Source organism: Type-C symbiont of Plautia stali (genome assembly GCF_059730935.1).
Genome location: NZ_AP035923.1, coordinates 677,737 through 692,672 on the forward strand (window position 1 = coordinate 677,737; position 14,936 = coordinate 692,672).

Genomic DNA, 14,936 nt, shown 5'->3' on the forward strand with positions numbered 1-14,936 from the left:
AAACCTAAGGAAAGCCCATGCAGAAAACGATGATAGCGTCACTGGCCCTGATGGCCCTGTTCAGCAGCGTGGCGTCCGCCGCGGCACTGCGCGTGGCCGCCGATCCGGTGCCGCACAGTGAGATTCTCAACTACATCAAACAAACCGACAAACAGCTCGACCTGAAGGTCATCGAGCTTAACGGCAATTTAAACGCCAACGAGCTGCTGGCGCGTGGCGACATCGATGCCAACTATTTCCAGCATGTGCCTTATCTGCGCGATCAGGAAAAAGCGCTGGGCGAAAAATTTGCCGTGGTGGCGACCGTGCATATTGAGCCACTCGGGATTTATTCGCACAAAGTGAAATCTCTGAAAGATCTGCCGGATGGCGCGCAGGTTGCGGTGCCCAACAACGTCACTAACCTGAGCCGCGCGCTCTATCTGCTGCAGGCCAACGGCCTGATTACGCTGAAAAGCCGCAGCGCCAGTACGCTGGTGACCACGGCGGACATCAGTGACAACCCGCACCATCTGAAGATCATTGAAGTTGAAGCGCCGCAGCTGCCGCGCGCGCTGGATGATGCGCAGCTGGCGATTATTAACGGTAACTATGCCCTGCAGGCCGGGCTGGTGCCGTCAAAAGACGCGCTGGCGCTGGAACAGGCAAAGGATAATCCGTATGCCAACGTGCTGGTCACCACGCCAAAGCTGGCCAGCGACCCGCGCATTCTGGCGTTAGCGAAAGATCTCGAATCAAAGCAAACTGCTGAATTTATCAACCAGCACTACAAAGGATCGGTTATCCCGGTTAATCAATAATGCCCGGCGCCACCTGCGGCTGACAGGTGGCGCACCCGCTGTTCTGTGGTATATTTCGCCACCAACACCAGTGGCACCTGCTGCATAACATAAAAAATAACTTATCAATTGATGGCTATTTCCCGCTTCGTCAGGCTTCAGCGGCTGACGCTTTCTCGCGCATGGTTGCACCTGCGGCTGTCAGCCCTGTGTCTGCTGCTCAGCGGCTGCGGAACGCTGTCGCAAACGTCCGCGCCGGTGGGCGATCGCGTCTATCTTTCCCACGCCTCCTTCCATGAAAACGTCGATGACATTGTGCGCCACTACATGCAGCAAAAGCAGGTGACCGGCATCAGCATCGCCATTATTCACCAGCGCGGCGCGCCGCAGTTTTACAGCTATGGCGTCACCGATGCGCGTCAGCGTTATCCCATCACGCCGGATACGCTGTTTGCGCTGGGCTCGCTGAGCAAAGGCGTTACCGCAGAGGTCATTATCGGGCTGGTGGATCGCGGCGAGCTGCACTGGAACGACACGCTGGCCACGCTGCTGCCGCGCGGCGTGCCGCTGAGTGAGGATGCAAAACGTATCACGCTGCTGCAGCTGGTCACGCACACCTCAGGGCTGCCGCGTCAGGATATGGATCTGCCGATGTTCCTGAAATTTATGGCTTACCTGCGCAGCGGCGAAAATTTTTACGGCAATCTGGATAGCGATGCCGTGCTGAGTTATCTGGCCGATTTCAGCGCCCCCGCGCACCCGGCGGCGCAGTACTCCAATCTCGGCTATGCGCTGCTGGGCTATATTCTGCAGCATCGCCTGCATCAGGACATTGAAACGCTGGCGCAGCATCAGCTGTTTGGTCCGCTCGGCATGACCAGCAGCAGCTTCCATCCACAAACCCTGCGCGGCTATCCGTGGCGCGCGCTGGGCCACGCCGGCGATCAGCCCAAACTGATCGCGCGTGGTCAGCTGACGCCGGACTGGACCTTTCACGGCAACATGATTGCGGCCGCCAGCCTGTACAGCAACGCGCGCGATCTGATTCGCTACCTTGATGCGCACCTGCAACGTGATACGCACGGCGCGCTCGGTCAGGCGCTGGCGCAGGTTAATAATCCTTATGAGCAGCATGGCAACCAGGCGCAGAATATCGCCTGGGTAACCGATACCTATGGACAGCAGCAGATCACTTATCAGGTGGGGTATATTGGCGGTTATGCCAGCTTTATCGGCTACGATCGCGCCCACGGCAATGCCATCGTGGTGCTGCAAAACGCCTTCAACTGGAGCAACTATCTCGGCATTGCGCTGCTGCGTGATTTGGCGCGTAAAGATCGCCGGGTGCTGAACACGGTTGCTTGCAATTTTGCTGCTCAGCAAAGCGCGCCGCCTGAGGTATGCTGTGGAGCGAAATTTGACGCGCTAAGCGCGGCGCGGGAACCTTCCGCACGTGGCGCTTGTCAGTAAATGGGACAGTTAAATAATTAACCAGAGTGGAAATCACCAATGCGCAGGACACACGTCACCCTTCTTTCAGCAGGAATTTTTCTGGGCGCTTTAAGCCTGACGCCAGCAGCACTGGCAGAAGGTGAGCAAACCGATAGCGTACCGATGCCGCCGCAGGTGCAGCAAACCGCACCGGACGCCTCAGCGCCAGCGGCCACCAGCGATGCGCCCGCCAGCAGTGAACCGGCAGAATCCAGTGGCGATGTCGCGCCGATTCGCCCGTCACAAAACGGTCCGGGTGAAGCGCCATCCGCCGCCAATAATTACGATCTGCACACTATCATCATCGATTACAAAGAGTATAAAGTCGGTGACGTCGTGCCGGATGAGTACCGTAAAAAGCAGTACACCATCGTTGAGTGGCAGCCGCGCCACCTGCCTGCACCGCAGGAAGGCACGCACTGGGCTTACATCAACGCTAACTACATCCTGATCACCGACGACAGCGGCAAGATCGTGATGGGCAAATCCGGCGACATTTTCTTCAAGGGTTAATGCCCGGCAGCAGGCGCGCTAACTGCGCCACGCCTGCCATTATCTGACTGGTGCTGGTATTACCGTATCCCAGCACCAGTCCCTGCTGTTTTTGCCCGCCCAGATAAAAGCCGGACAGCGCGCCAGGCGCATAGCCATGGCGAAATAGCTGCGCCGTCAGCGCCACATCATCCACCGTATCCGCCAGCGGCAACACCAGATGCATACCGCACTCACCGCCCAGCAGCGGCACCTGAGTACCAAATGTCTCCTGTAGCGCAGCCCGCAGCGTGGCCTGCCGCTGACGGTACAGACGGCGCATTTTGCTCAGGTGGCGATTGAAATCCCCGCTGCGTAAAAACAGCGCCAGCGCCTGCTGTTCCGGCCGGTTACCGCCGCGTAACAGCTCATGCAAGGCCGGCCGCAGCCGCGGCAGTAGTGGGGCAGGCAGCACCATGTAGCCGATGCGCAGCGCCGGAAACAGGGTTTTGCTGAAGGAGCCGATGTAAATCACCGGCGTCGGCTGCGCCATGCCCTGCATCGCGGCGATGGGCTCGCCGCTGTAGCGAAAATCGCTGTCGTAATCATCTTCGATAATCCACGCCTGATGCCGCTGTGCCGCCGCCAGCAGCGTCAGCCGGCGCGCGGCGCTCATGATCGCGCCGGTGGGATACTGATGCGTCGGCGTGGTGTAAATCAGCCGCGGCGGGCGCTGCTGCCAGTCCTGCGCTGTCGGTGCCAGTCCCTGCGCATCCACCGCAATCGGCTCGATCTGCAGATCGCCGAGGCGCATCGCCGCTTTGGCGCCGCGATAGCCCGGCTCTTCTACCCAGCCGGTGTCACCACGATTGGTGAGCAACGCGACGCACAGCGTCAGCGCCTGCTGCGCGCCTTCGGTAATCACAATCTGCTGCGGCGCGCAGCGCACGCCGCGCGCCAGCGCCAGATGCTGCGCCAGTGCCTCACGCAGCGCCAGCTCACCCAGCGGATCGCCGTAGCCCAGCAGCTGTGCCTGCTGCGCGGTTTGATTGAGCGCGCGACGCCACTGCGCCAGCGGGAAATGCGCCAGCGCCGGCGTGCTCGGGCGCAGCGCCAGCTCCTGGCTGGAGAGGCGATGCTGCGAGTGCAACCCGGCAGCGCGCGCGGAAACCGGCCAGTCGGCGCTGTCGTCGGACGCCTGCGCGGGCAGCGGCGTGTGCGCCAGCCGGCTGACGCGGCTTCCCTGGCGGTCGCTGAGGATAAATCCTTCCGCCTGCAGCTGTGACCAGACGGCGATCACCGTATTGCGCGACACCTGCAGTTCAGCCGCCAGCTGGCGGGTCGCCGGCAGGCGCGTGCCCGCCGCCAGCTGACCATTCAGTATCGCCTGGCGCAGCCGCTGATACAGCTGCTGTTGCAGCGTCAGGCTGCCGTCGGCCTCTAGGGGTGCCAGCAGCAGCGAATGCCGGTTCAGTGTGCGCATTCGGCACCTCCGTGGATCTATCGATTTGTCACATTGTGGCGCTTTTTCCTGAACCAGCAAAGTGGCACGCTGCACGCTGTCACTCTCACACAGAAGGAATCGCCGTATGTCACCGCAGACCAATCGTTATGGACAACCCATCGGCCCGGCGCTGGAGGCGTGGCAGCCGCGCCCGCTGCCGCAGGGGCAGATTTTCACCGGCCAGTATTGCCGGCTGGAGCCGCTGGATGCCGCACGTCACGGTCGCGAGCTGTATGCGGCTTATGCGCTGGCGGAAGATGACCGCGACTGGACCTGGCTGCCGGTCGGGCGCTTTGACGATGAAGCGTCTTATCTGGCATTTGCGCAGCAGTGCCAGCAGAGTCCGGATTACCTGCACTTCGCGGTTATTGACCGGCAAAGCGGGCAGGCGGTCGGCTCGCTGGCGCTGATGCGCATTGAACCGCAGCACGGTGTTATGGAGGTCGGCTTTGTGGTGTTCTCTCCGTTGCTGAAGCAAACCCGCATGGCCACCGAAGCCCATTATCTGCTGATGCGTTACGCCTTCGAACAACTCGGCTATCGTCGCTACGAGTGGAAATGCGATAGCTGTAACCAGCCGTCGTACAACGCCGCCCTGCGGCTGGGCTTCCGTTATGAAGGCACGTTTCGTCAGGTGGTGGTGTATAAAAATCGCAGCCGGGATACCGCCTGGTTCTCTATCATCGACAGCGAATGGCCGCAGGTGAAGCTGGGCTTTGAGCGCTGGCTGGCGGCAGACAATTTCGACGCCCGTGGGCAGCAACGCGCCAGGCTGGAGACATTACGTCAGGCCTGACGCGCGCGCCGGGCTGGCTACCCGGCTAACCGGCAAAAATATATTTGGCGGCTGACAACACAAAGGCGCTGGCCATCGCCATCATCAGCCGCCGATGCCAGAGATTATCGCGTTTGAGCTCATTGAAACCGAGCTGCATGCGATGGTCGAGATCCAGCAGGCGCTCATCCACTTTTTCAAAGCGTTTATCAATTTGCCTGAATCGCTCATCGATTTGTTCAAAACGCTGATCGATTTTCCTGAATTGCTCATCCATCTTTTCAAAGCGTTGATCAATTTTCCTGAATTGTTCATCGATTTGTTCAAAACGCTGATCGATTGTCCTGAATTGCGCATCCATCTTTTCAAAGCGTTGATCAATTTTCCTGAATTGTTCATCGATTTGTTCAAAACGCTGATCGATTGTCCTGAATTGCGCATCCACTTTTTCAAAGCGTTTATCGATTTGCCTGAATTGCGCATCCATCTTTTCGAAGCGTTGATCGATTTGTTCAAAGCGTTGATCAATTTTCCGGAATTGCTCATCGACGTTATCAAACCGCAGCTCAATGGCTTTAAACGTATGGCGGACCTCATTTTCAAAATTCCTGAGGCTCTGTGCCAGTTTATCGACACGTTGCGCGGTGGCGTGATTTGCCCGCATCACGCCTTCCATGGCCTGCGAAAGGTGCGTTTTGGTCAGGCTGTTTTCCTGCTGCATTTCGGCAAAAATGTCGACCATCACTTCGGCCTGGTGATCGGCCACGCCCGCCTGCTGCAGCGCTTTGAATGCCTTATGGGTGTTCATCATCGTCGGTATCATCCCTGTTGCTCCTGGTCGCCTTTCCTGTTGCCTGCAAGGTTATCCAGGTGGTGATAGTTGCACCATGTGATGATGTGGATTTTGCGCGACGTCTCGAAAAATATCAATTCGTACAAAGAGTAACGCTAAGCGGCAATAAAAAGGGCCTGCACGCTGGCAGGCCCTGGTCTGGCACGCATTTTTATCACTTTTCGGGCTGCGGAATTATTTTTATCTCCGCCATGCCGATACCGAGTTTGCGTGGATCCTGACCGGTAATGTTGCCGAGATTAGACAGCTGTGGTTCTGGCGGCGTGATGATCAGGTTGCGGCTGGCGCCAGGGTTGGTGAAATGCAGCGTCTGCGTGGAGAACGCGTCACCCAGATTGAGCTGCTGCACTTGCTCGCCGACGCGCACCGGAATCGGTCGATGGGCGTTAGCCCCATAGGCGCGTGCGGTGATCACCACGTCAAAGCGCGCCGGCAGCGGATCGACATATTCAATATTCACCTCCGGCGCGAGGTTGGCGTTCGACCAGCGTCCCCAGCTTTCCGGCCGTGAAATACCGCTAAAGCGCTTCACGCTGGCCGGCGCGCCCGGCACGGTCAGCAGGAAGCTGTCCGCCTGGTAGCGAATGGCATTATCCTCGATGCGCATTTGCTGTTCGTTGAGCTGATAGGTCTCCGCGCTGACTTTCACCTGCGGGAACTGCGCTTTGCCCTGCCACACCGGCTGGTCGATGCGCGTCACCGTGGGCTGTCCGCCGGTCTGGCCCATCGCCAGACAGAGATCGGTCGACAGCGCCAGCGCCGGCTGCCACAGCCGGCCCATTTTGAAGCAGCGATCGACCCAGACAAACTTATCGCTGGCGGCAAAATCGGCCAGCTGGAAGCGCAGCGGCGCGGCGTATTCGCCTTCCGGCAGCGGCTCTACCTGATGATCAGATACGCGGAACAGGATCGGCAGCCTGAACGTCGCGCCCGAGAAGCTAAAGGTATTTTTGGGCTGGTCGATGGTAAACGTCTTCATCTGGTTGGGGAAATTCCACAGCTGAATGATATCGGCTTTCCACGCCGTGACCTTCTTCGCCATGTCATCGAACTGGCTGGAGAGCGAGGCCGAAGAAAGCCCGCTGCGGCCAAGGCCAATCGCGTTATCCCCGCCGAGAATATCCAGCACCGTGGCGCCGTTATCCAGCGTGCTGCGCTTGCCGTCCAGCACCTCGGCCTGCGGCTGATCGCCACGGATCACCATAAACAGATCGCGGCGCGGCTGCTTGATCAGATACTGATGCGCCGTGTTATTCATCGCCAGATGATCGGAACTCACCACAATCACGGTGTTTTTAAACCACGGCGAGGCTTTGATGCGGGCAATCAGGCGCGCCACGTGCTCCTGGGAACAGGCCACCGCGCTAAACGACTGATTGGGTTTGCCGTCATAGCTGTAACTTTTGCGCTGACAGCTGCGCGAAATGAAGCCGTCCGGATGATGGGTGTCCACGGTGAGCGTAAACAGCGCAAAGCGTTTCTGCTGACGCGACAGCTCCTCATACTTTTCAAACACTTCATCCATCACCGTATCGTCGTAAAAGCCCCAGTTATTACGGTAGCTGGGGTCGGCGACGCGGCTCTTCAGCTCCTGCGAGCCGTACATGTTGGCGGCGTCAAAACCGTGCGACAGCAAAAAGGTGTCTTTGCCGGCAAAGCGCAGGTCCGCGCCCTGAATAAACCAGTTCTCATAGCCGGAGTGTTTGAGGATATCGCCGAGGCAGATATTTTGCGGATAGAAGCTGGAAAGCGAAGCCGAGGCGTTGCCGTCGAACGGCGCAAACAGCGGAATACCGCACTGCGACGCCACCATACCGGCGATGGTGTAATCGGTGCCGGGCAGTTGTTCGGTATTGCTGAAGTCAATGCTGTGATCTTTTTCGCGGCTCAGCTCCGGTGCCAGGCCAGGGAAAGCCTGCTGATCGAAGTAGGTGCGCTCTAGGCTTTCGCCGTAGATATACACCAGGTTGAGCTTCGGCGCGTTAATCTGCTTATTCGGCGTTTTGTAATAGGTTTCGAAATCCGAGTCGGCCTGACGCGCGTGGGAGGCGATCAGCTCTTTCACCTGGCGAAACGCCGGCGTGGTTTGCACCGAGCCGGCAGCACAGGCGATCGCCAGCAGGCTCCAGCCGAGATGATGCGGACGTTTGTGGCGGCGCAGCACCCAGGAGAGAAAACAAAACAGTAAAAACAGGCCGATGATCAAGCCAAGCGCCGGTACCACATATTTGCTCACGCCCGCGCCGGTCAGGCTGTTGGTCAGGGTATAGAGCACCGCATCGTTGATGCCATCGCCGGTAAAATAGTTACTGGCATACAGCGTGGCGTTGAGCACGATGAACAGGGTGAGCAGCAGCAAGATCAGGATAAACCAGAATTTATTTCGCCCGGCTTTAAACGAATAGACTGCGATCGCAGCCAAAAAGAGCACTATTGAAAGCAACTCCAACGGCAGATCCTCACATTAAGTAAAAAGAACGCGTTACCTGCGTCTGCGGCCCTCTGCGGGGGTTTTGCGTCAATCTATATTGGCTGTCACAGGGCTGCAACACATCCAACCAGATTTGTGCGATGCATTGCGAATCGTTTAAGGCGGGTTTAGGCGGAGTCTGATTTAGTCTGGCAGCAACCGGCGCGCTGCTGCCAGCCAGGGCGGGCGCGGGTGTTACAGCTTACCGGTGAGATACTGCGCTTCGCCGTCGGCAAAGCTCCAGTCACCTTTGCTGTTGGTGATAAAACTGATCATCAGATCGTTGCCCTGCACGCCACAATTCTCCCGCAACTCGCGCGCTAACTCTGCCATGAAGTGCGTTTTCTGTTCTTCACTTCTTGGGCTGGTGTACACGCGTACCATCACCAGATTGTCGCTGCGCGCAAAGCCCAGCCCGGTATCCTGAAAGACCATCTGATAACGCTTGTTTTCATGAACAATCTGGTAACGATCGCGCGCCGGAACCTTAAATGCCGTGAGTACCGCGCGATGCGCGGCGTCGAGTAAGGTGCGAATCTCTGCTTCAGAACGGCCCTGAATAACATCAAAAGTCAGTAACGGCATCAATAAATCCTCGTTTTTGCCCACGCGGAAAGAGTAGGATGAAACGCTATGCTGCCGCTTGCTGCCGGAAAGAAAAAGCGCGCTGATTAAAATGATTATTTATTATTTTGAACAATCCTGATGAAAGAAATTAAAACTGATGCACTCTGGGTGCATTTGCACTGGCTGACGGTGCTGGCGGAACAGGGCAGTTTTACCCGCGCGGCTGAACGCCTGGATGTCAGTAAAGCGGCGATGAGCCAGAAAATCAAAGAACTGGAGCAGATGGCGGGCGTGGCGCTGGTGCAGCGCACCACGCGCAGCGTGCGGCTGACGTCGGCCGGTGAAAAGCTGGTGGACGACCTGCGCGAGCCGTTTGCGCGCATTGCGCAGAGCTTCTTTAGCGTGCGTGACGAAGCCGGGCCGGTGCGCGGCCTGGTGCGCATCAGCGCGCCGGTGGCGTTTGCCCGGCAGCAGCTGGTGCCGATTATCGGCGACTTTCTGCGCGACTACCCGCAGGTGCGGTTGCAGCTCAACGTCAGCGATCGGCTGGTGTCGCTGGGCAGCGAAGGATTCGATCTCGCCATTCGCCACAGTCAGCAGCTGCCGGAAACGCACGTCGCGCTGCCGCTGTGTGAAACGCGCACGCTGCTGGTGGCCGCGCCGGATTATCTGACCCGTCACGGTACGCCAGATACGCCGCAGGCGCTGCAGCAGCATAACTGCCTATATTATCCGCGCGGGCTGGAGTCGCCGCAGTGGCGCTTTCGTCTGCACAGCGATGACAACGAAACGGTGCAGGTGAAGATTCAGGGTAATTTCGCCACTAATAACAGCGAGTCGATTCGTGACGCTGCGCTGCAGGGGCTGGGCATTGCCATGCTGCCGGACTTCAGCGCCAGCGCGGCGCTGGCCAGCGGCACGCTGCAGCAGGTGCTGCCGGAGTGGCAGGCGGTCGATGCCTTTGCCGACCGCCTGTGGGTGGTGCGGCCTTACGCAGCGCAGGTACCGCGTGCCGTCACCACCTTTATCCACTGGCTACGCACGCGCTTTGTTGATGGGTGAGGCCAGCGGCGCGCTGAGCGGTGCTGTGGGCTGCATCATCGCCCCCAGCAGGCTGCGACGGTTATAGTTACCGAGACGCAGATTGAAGTCGAGATGCAGCTGCTCAATGCCGCTCAGCTTGATCACCGGCGGCGGCGTATGCGGGCGCTGATGGAATAGCACCGTGTGCGCAAAGGCGTCACTTTGCCAGTTGCTCAGCCGCTGATAGTAATACGCGTTGGCCTCGCATTTACGCAGATACAGGTTCACGCGGCGATGTTCGCGCATCGCCGCCTGCTGCGCCAGCGAACCCAGCTGCTGTGCCGGCTCGGCGATTTTCTGCGTCAGCAGGGCAAAATCATCGCGCTTTGCCAGCTCATTAAAATAGTTGTGCGCCCCCAGATGCTTGATCGGCGCGTACTGTTTTTGCCACTCGCGAATAAAAGGATTATTGGGCGCAGCGGCGAGAAACCAGTTTTCAATCACCGGTGCCAGATAGTTGACGGTGGCAATTTCGCGGTAATAGCCAATCACATCCATGCGGCGTTCCTGATGCGCACGGTGCACCCAGCTCAGGTCTTCAAATAACAGCGTGCTGCAGTCAATCGCAATACCGCCGTAGCGTAATAATAATTCGAGGCGAATGACTTCACTTTTTTGCTGCTCGCTTAATTGTGTCGAGGTAAAAATAAAATCCGGCAGGACTTCTTTAAGCGTTAAACGGTTTAATACATACACCTGATGGTCGGGATTATCCTGACGCAGCTGCTGGATATTTAACGCCATCGATTTCGGTAAATATTCATTGTCCCAGTACATCCAGATTTTTTTGGGTATTTCCGGCAGCGCTTTCTCACCCGAAAGCAACACGATATTGTCCTCTTCGCTGGGATCATATTCCGGCGCGCAGAGCGCAGTATGCTGTTTTTTCTGCAGTAATGTCTGGCCGGTGAAGGCGATTCTCTGCCAGTGTTGCCAGAGCGTAAGGGCTGGCTGGAGACGTTTTTTTGTCATGATGCACCTGATTATTGTGATTATGGGGAGCAAGGATTCCCTGATGCTGGCGGCTTGAGCGCGCTTATGTGTCCTGACGGCTGTGTGTAAAAAGACTACCCTTGCTTAATAATCGATCCGCAGCGGCAAGGCTACGAATTTTTTTCGCTTTCAGATTTACCGGAAACGCCGGGATCCGGGATGGCTAAAAAGAGGTATCAATAAAATGATGAGGGAGTGCGTTTTTTATTTTTCTCGATTAAGACTATTCCTAATAAAATAACCCTCTGCAGGCGCAGGCCGCGGCGCGGAATAAAAATGAGCGATCGGCGGTCCGTTAACGGCGCTGTATTTTCCCCTGGCCTGGCCGCCGCTTGCCCAACGCGGAGGCAGGTTAGCTACGCTTAGAGCAGGCAACGAAAAAAAGGAGGCACTATGCAGCCACACAAGCGTGGGTTACTGGCGGTTGATAAGCAGGGCAACCGCGTGCTGTTTCTCAATCCCGACAGCTTCGCCGTTGAGCAGGAGCTGAATGCCTTACCGCCGCGACCGCATGAGCTGCTGATGCTGCCCGCGCTGGAGAAGGCGTATGTGCCGATCTACGGTGATGGCGTCCACGGCGGCAATCCGCATCCGGGACACAAGGTGGCGATTATCGATTTGCGCCGGCGGCAGATTAGCGGCTTTATCGATCTGTCACCGCTCAAGGCGCCGCACAGCGGCCAGCTGGGACGCGATGGCAAAGTGTATCTGTGCTGTGAACACAGTGCCGCGGTGGCGGTGATCGATCCGCACAGCGACACGCTGGAGAAAACCATCCGGCTGCCGTCGCACAACGCGCACCGGCTGACGCTGTCGCCCAGCGGCCGCAAGCTGTTTACTGAAAACGAAGAGGACGCCAGCATCACGGTGGTGGATTTGTGCGAGGCGGAAGGGCGCATCATTGATAACATCCTGCTGCCGGGACCGATTGCCGGCATTGCCGCCTCGCCAAAGCACCCCTATCTGATGGCCAGCGCGGCAGACGCGCCGCTGCTGTACGTGGTGGATCGTCAGAGCCATCGTATCCGCCAGCGCATCACGCTGCCCGGCCATCAGCAGCCGTGCCAGGTGGTGCGCTTCAGCGCCAACGGTGAGCGGCTGGTGGCGATTGGCGACGGGGAAGGAGTGGTGACGCTGTTTGACGACTTGCTTAATCCGTTGGGTGACGTTGCGGTCGGCAATCAGCCGATGGATGGCTGTTTTAGCGCCGATAACCGCAGCCTGCTGATCGCTAATCAGGGTGACGGTTCGCTTAGCCTGATCGATCTGACGCAGATGAAGGTCATCGCCACGCCGCAGGCTGGCACCGGCTGCGAAGTCCTGAGCTACTTTCAGCTATCGTCCTGAGTGCGAAGGCCGCCATCAAATAAACGGCCGGTGATAAATCGCGCTGCTCCAGTGGCGGCTGCTGGCGTGTTTTTCTGCCTGCCAGCCGCGTTTGCGCAGTTGGCGCGCAATCAGTTTGTTCATAATACCGTGGCCCACCAGCAGCACCGTGCCCTGTTGCGACAGGGCTATCAGTTTGTCTGCCGCCCGCTGCGCGCGCTGCCGGGCATGCTGCACTGATTCCACGCGTCCGGCGTAACCGCACAGCCACAGCAGGCGCAGCAGCGCCAGCCACAGCGTCAGCGGCAGATGCAGGCGCGCGAACGGCAGCAGCGGCATCGCCACTTCACTGAACACCTCATCCACGTCCTGCGCCTGCAGACCGAGCCGCGCCAGCGACGAACGCGCGCGCGGCAACGGGCTGCAGGCAATCACGCTGGCCATGCGCGCAATCGCCATACTGCGCGGCGGCGGCGCATCACAAATCACCGCCTGGTCGTAGCCTTCACACCAGTCCGCCAGCGCCCGCGCCGTAAAGCGCCCGCTTACCGGATGGTCTGGCTTGCCGTGTCGCATGAGGATAATGGTCATGATGCTCCTGAGTGAAGGTCATCCAGTCTACTGCAGGCGCGCAGGATTTCGCGCGGCCCGGGCGGTTTTAAGAATAATGCCCGGGTGTCATCAAAACTTAACTGAAATGTGCGAAAACGGCGCGGTGAAAGTTTGGTCGCCGTTTTTGCCAATGATAAGCAATAGTCGTTAATCACGCAGCGTGCGTGGATTTTTTAATGACGCTGGTTGTAATGTAATGTCATGAATTAACGCCGTTTTTATCTTTTTATCCTGCACCATTGTGAAGATAAGTTAATTATTTTCCTGTTGATCACTTGATTTATCTACGCGCGTAGATAGACTGTCTTCACAGTGACAACTCACGGTGCCAGAGACGAAGTTGGCCTTGAGATGACCCAGTTACATTTGCCGTACTAATGCGATCGATGAAAAAAACATCGGCGAAATCAGGCAAATAGATGAATTCCAACACCAGGGAATTCCTTACTGACCTTTCATCCAGGTTTGCCTACTGAACGTCGCCACCGGGGAGTTCCGCTTGTTGCAAGGGAACCGACCCACGGATGGGCGTTTACTGTTTTCACCTCTTTCAGGGAAATGGTTATGACGGTACATCATTCCGTTACGCAACAAGGTTCACCCGCTTCCGCCGCCGATGCGCGGCTGGAAACCACCTCCGGGCGCAAAGATTTCTGGCGCGCCACCTTCTCCTGCTGGCTGGGCACCGCGATGGAATACGCGGATTTCGCCCTGTATGGCCTTGCTGCCGGCATCATTTTTGGCGATGTATTCTTCCCCGAAGCCACCCCGGCGATGGCGCTGCTCTCCAGCTTTGCCACCTGGTCGGTCGGCTTTATTGCGCGCCCGATCGGGGCGCTGCTGTTTGGCTGGATTGGCGATCGCAAGGGCCGCAAGGTAGTGATGATCAGCACCATCATTCTGATGGGCGCTTCGACCACGCTGATCGGCCTGATTCCTTCCTATGCAACGATTGGCCTGTGGGCGCCGGCCTGCCTGGTGCTGCTGCGTTTCACGCAGGGGCTGGGCGCCGGCGCAGAGCTCTCGGGCGGCACGGTGATGCTGGGTGAATACGCGCCGGTTGAGCGCCGTGGCCTGGTGTCGTCGGTGATTGCGCTTGGTTCCAACAGCGGCACGCTGATTGCGTCGCTGGTGTGGCTGGCGGTGATCCAGATGGATAAAGCCACGCTGCTCGACTGGGGCTGGCGTATTCCGTTCCTCAGCAGTGTGTTGATTGCTGCGGTCGCGCTGTGGATTCGCCGTCATCTGCGTGAAACGCCGGTGTTTGAGCGTCAGCAGGCGGAACTGCAGGCGCAGCGCCATGAAACGCTGGCGCAAAGCGCGACGCAACCCGACAGCCGCAGCTTCTGGCAGCGCAGCCGCGCCTTCTGGACCATGGTGGGCCTGCGCATCGGTGAGAACGGCCCGTCCTATCTGGCACAGGGCTTTATTGTCGGCTACGTCGCCAAAGTGCTGATGCTGGACAAATCGGTGCCGACCACCGCGGTGTTCATCGCCTCGCTGCTCGGTTTCCTGATCATCCCGTTTGCCGGCTGGCTGTCGGACCGCTTTGGCCGACGCATCACCTATCGCGGCTTCTGCCTGTTACTGATGGTCTACGCCTGGCCCGCCTTTAGCCTGATGGACAGCCGCGAGCCGGCCATCGTGATTCCGGTGATTGTGGTGGGCATGGCGCTGGCGTCGCTGGGCATCTTTGGCGTGCAGGCGGCGTGGGGCGTGGAGATGTTTGGCGTCAAACACCGTTACACCAAAATGGCGGTTGCCAAAGAGCTGGGGTCTATCCTTTCAGGAGGCACCGCACCGCTGGTGGCGGCGGCGCTGCTGTCGTTTACCGGCCACTGGTGGCCGATTGCCGTGTACTTCTCGGCCATGGCGACCATCGGTTTCCTCACCACCTTCGTGGCACCGGAAACGCGCGGACGCGATCTGAATCTGCCGGAGGATGCTATCTGACGCGCAGGATCGTGCAACATTCTTTGATTACGCTGGCCGGTACTCCCGGCCAGCGGCAT

At 58.3% G+C, this 14,936-nt stretch carries 13 protein-coding genes; 7 read left to right on the forward strand and 6 right to left on the reverse strand.

The window, feature by feature from the left end; genetic code table 11:
* Positions 1-17 precede the first annotated feature (17 nt).
* The 3 genes from AC6I7J_RS03150 to AC6I7J_RS03160 all read left to right on the forward strand — a co-directional run bounded on the left by AC6I7J_RS03150 (position 18) and on the right by AC6I7J_RS03160 (position 2,783).
* Positions 18-800 carry a MetQ/NlpA family ABC transporter substrate-binding protein gene (locus AC6I7J_RS03150; protein WP_058780928.1) on the forward strand — a complete coding sequence of 261 codons (783 nt, stop codon included), beginning with the start codon at positions 18-20 and terminating at the stop codon, positions 798-800.
* A 111-nt stretch (positions 801-911) separates the two neighbouring features.
* The gene (locus AC6I7J_RS03155; RefSeq protein WP_420912419.1) at positions 912-2,249 is read left to right on the forward strand and encodes a serine hydrolase domain-containing protein; all 1,338 of its coding nucleotides are present in this window, start codon (positions 912-914) and stop codon (positions 2,247-2,249) included.
* Between the two features lie 39 nt (positions 2,250-2,288).
* A complete protein-coding gene (locus AC6I7J_RS03160) occupies positions 2,289-2,783 on the forward strand; it encodes an RcnB family protein (protein WP_031279558.1) in 495 nt (164 codons plus the stop codon).
* Here the strand turns inward: AC6I7J_RS03160 and pdxR are convergent.
* A complete protein-coding gene (pdxR, locus tag AC6I7J_RS03165; protein WP_498006793.1) occupies positions 2,773-4,224 on the reverse strand; it encodes a MocR-like pyridoxine biosynthesis transcription factor PdxR in 1,452 nt (483 codons plus the stop codon). The two genes, AC6I7J_RS03160 and pdxR, sit on opposite strands and share 11 nt — an antisense overlap.
* A 106-nt stretch (positions 4,225-4,330) precedes the next feature.
* On the opposite strand from pdxR, the gene AC6I7J_RS03170 reads away from it, so the two are divergent.
* A complete protein-coding gene (locus tag AC6I7J_RS03170; protein WP_088516717.1) occupies positions 4,331-5,041 on the forward strand; it encodes a GNAT family N-acetyltransferase in 711 nt (236 codons plus the stop codon).
* Positions 5,042-5,066: 25 nt separating this feature from the next.
* On the opposite strand, the gene AC6I7J_RS03175 is transcribed toward AC6I7J_RS03170, so the two are convergent.
* The 3 genes from AC6I7J_RS03175 to AC6I7J_RS03185 form a co-directional block, all read right to left on the reverse strand.
* Positions 5,067-5,786, reverse strand: a complete 720-nt coding sequence (locus tag AC6I7J_RS03175) for a hypothetical protein (RefSeq protein WP_498006795.1) — start codon at positions 5,784-5,786, stop codon at positions 5,067-5,069.
* 241 nt (positions 5,787-6,027) lie between these two features.
* The gene (gene opgB / locus AC6I7J_RS03180) at positions 6,028-8,328 is read right to left on the reverse strand and encodes a phosphatidylglycerol--membrane-oligosaccharide glycerophosphotransferase (RefSeq protein ID WP_498007206.1); all 2,301 of its coding nucleotides are present in this window, start codon (positions 8,326-8,328) and stop codon (positions 6,028-6,030) included.
* A gap of 210 nt (positions 8,329-8,538) precedes the next feature.
* Entirely contained in the window at positions 8,539-8,928 is a 390-nt protein-coding gene (locus tag AC6I7J_RS03185) for a tautomerase family protein (protein ID WP_021506760.1), read from the reverse strand.
* A 120-nt stretch (positions 8,929-9,048) separates the two neighbouring features.
* On the opposite strand from AC6I7J_RS03185, the gene AC6I7J_RS03190 reads away from it, so the two are divergent.
* On the forward strand, positions 9,049-9,972 hold the full coding sequence (locus AC6I7J_RS03190) for a LysR family transcriptional regulator (protein ID WP_275028065.1): 924 nt from the start codon (positions 9,049-9,051) through the stop codon (positions 9,970-9,972).
* On the opposite strand, the gene AC6I7J_RS03195 is transcribed toward AC6I7J_RS03190, so the two are convergent.
* The gene (locus AC6I7J_RS03195; protein WP_021506762.1) at positions 9,946-10,965 is read right to left on the reverse strand and encodes a glycosyltransferase family 32 protein; all 1,020 of its coding nucleotides are present in this window, start codon (positions 10,963-10,965) and stop codon (positions 9,946-9,948) included. The two genes, AC6I7J_RS03190 and AC6I7J_RS03195, sit on opposite strands and share 27 nt — an antisense overlap.
* A gap of 414 nt (positions 10,966-11,379) precedes the next feature.
* Between AC6I7J_RS03195 and AC6I7J_RS03200 the strand changes: the two genes are divergently transcribed.
* On the forward strand, positions 11,380-12,333 hold the full coding sequence (locus AC6I7J_RS03200; protein ID WP_498006798.1) for a YncE family protein: 954 nt from the start codon (positions 11,380-11,382) through the stop codon (positions 12,331-12,333).
* A gap of 15 nt (positions 12,334-12,348) precedes the next feature.
* Here the strand turns inward: AC6I7J_RS03200 and AC6I7J_RS03205 are convergent, their stop codons facing one another.
* The gene (locus AC6I7J_RS03205; protein ID WP_021506764.1) at positions 12,349-12,903 is read right to left on the reverse strand and encodes a histidine phosphatase family protein; all 555 of its coding nucleotides are present in this window, start codon (positions 12,901-12,903) and stop codon (positions 12,349-12,351) included.
* A 585-nt stretch (positions 12,904-13,488) separates the two neighbouring features.
* Between AC6I7J_RS03205 and AC6I7J_RS03210 the strand changes: the two genes are divergently transcribed.
* The gene (locus AC6I7J_RS03210) at positions 13,489-14,877 is read left to right on the forward strand and encodes an MFS transporter (RefSeq protein WP_021506766.1); all 1,389 of its coding nucleotides are present in this window, start codon (positions 13,489-13,491) and stop codon (positions 14,875-14,877) included.
* Positions 14,878-14,936 lie beyond the last annotated feature (59 nt).

What these genes read in the sequence shown, in the direction of transcription:
- AC6I7J_RS03200 (WP_498006798.1), top strand. Translation starts at nt 11,380, where the DNA reads ATGCAGCCACACAAGCGTGGGTTACTGGCGGTTGATAAGCAGGGCAAC.
- AC6I7J_RS03160 (WP_031279558.1), top strand. Translation starts at nt 2,289, where the DNA reads ATGCGCAGGACACACGTCACCCTTCTTTCAGCAGGAATTTTTCTGGGC.
- AC6I7J_RS03170 (WP_088516717.1), top strand. Translation starts at nt 4,331, where the DNA reads ATGTCACCGCAGACCAATCGTTATGGACAACCCATCGGCCCGGCGCTG.
- AC6I7J_RS03205 (WP_021506764.1), bottom strand. Translation starts at nt 12,903, where the DNA reads ATGACCATTATCCTCATGCGACACGGCAAGCCAGACCATCCGGTAAGC.
- AC6I7J_RS03195 (WP_021506762.1), bottom strand. Translation starts at nt 10,965, where the DNA reads ATGACAAAAAAACGTCTCCAGCCAGCCCTTACGCTCTGGCAACACTGG.
- pdxR (WP_498006793.1), bottom strand. Translation starts at nt 4,224, where the DNA reads ATGCGCACACTGAACCGGCATTCGCTGCTGCTGGCACCCCTAGAGGCC.
- AC6I7J_RS03190 (WP_275028065.1), top strand. Translation starts at nt 9,049, where the DNA reads ATGAAAGAAATTAAAACTGATGCACTCTGGGTGCATTTGCACTGGCTG.
- AC6I7J_RS03150 (WP_058780928.1), top strand. Translation starts at nt 18, where the DNA reads ATGCAGAAAACGATGATAGCGTCACTGGCCCTGATGGCCCTGTTCAGC.
- AC6I7J_RS03185 (WP_021506760.1), bottom strand. Translation starts at nt 8,928, where the DNA reads ATGCCGTTACTGACTTTTGATGTTATTCAGGGCCGTTCTGAAGCAGAG.
- AC6I7J_RS03155 (WP_420912419.1), top strand. Translation starts at nt 912, where the DNA reads ATGGCTATTTCCCGCTTCGTCAGGCTTCAGCGGCTGACGCTTTCTCGC.
- AC6I7J_RS03210 (WP_021506766.1), top strand. Translation starts at nt 13,489, where the DNA reads ATGACGGTACATCATTCCGTTACGCAACAAGGTTCACCCGCTTCCGCC.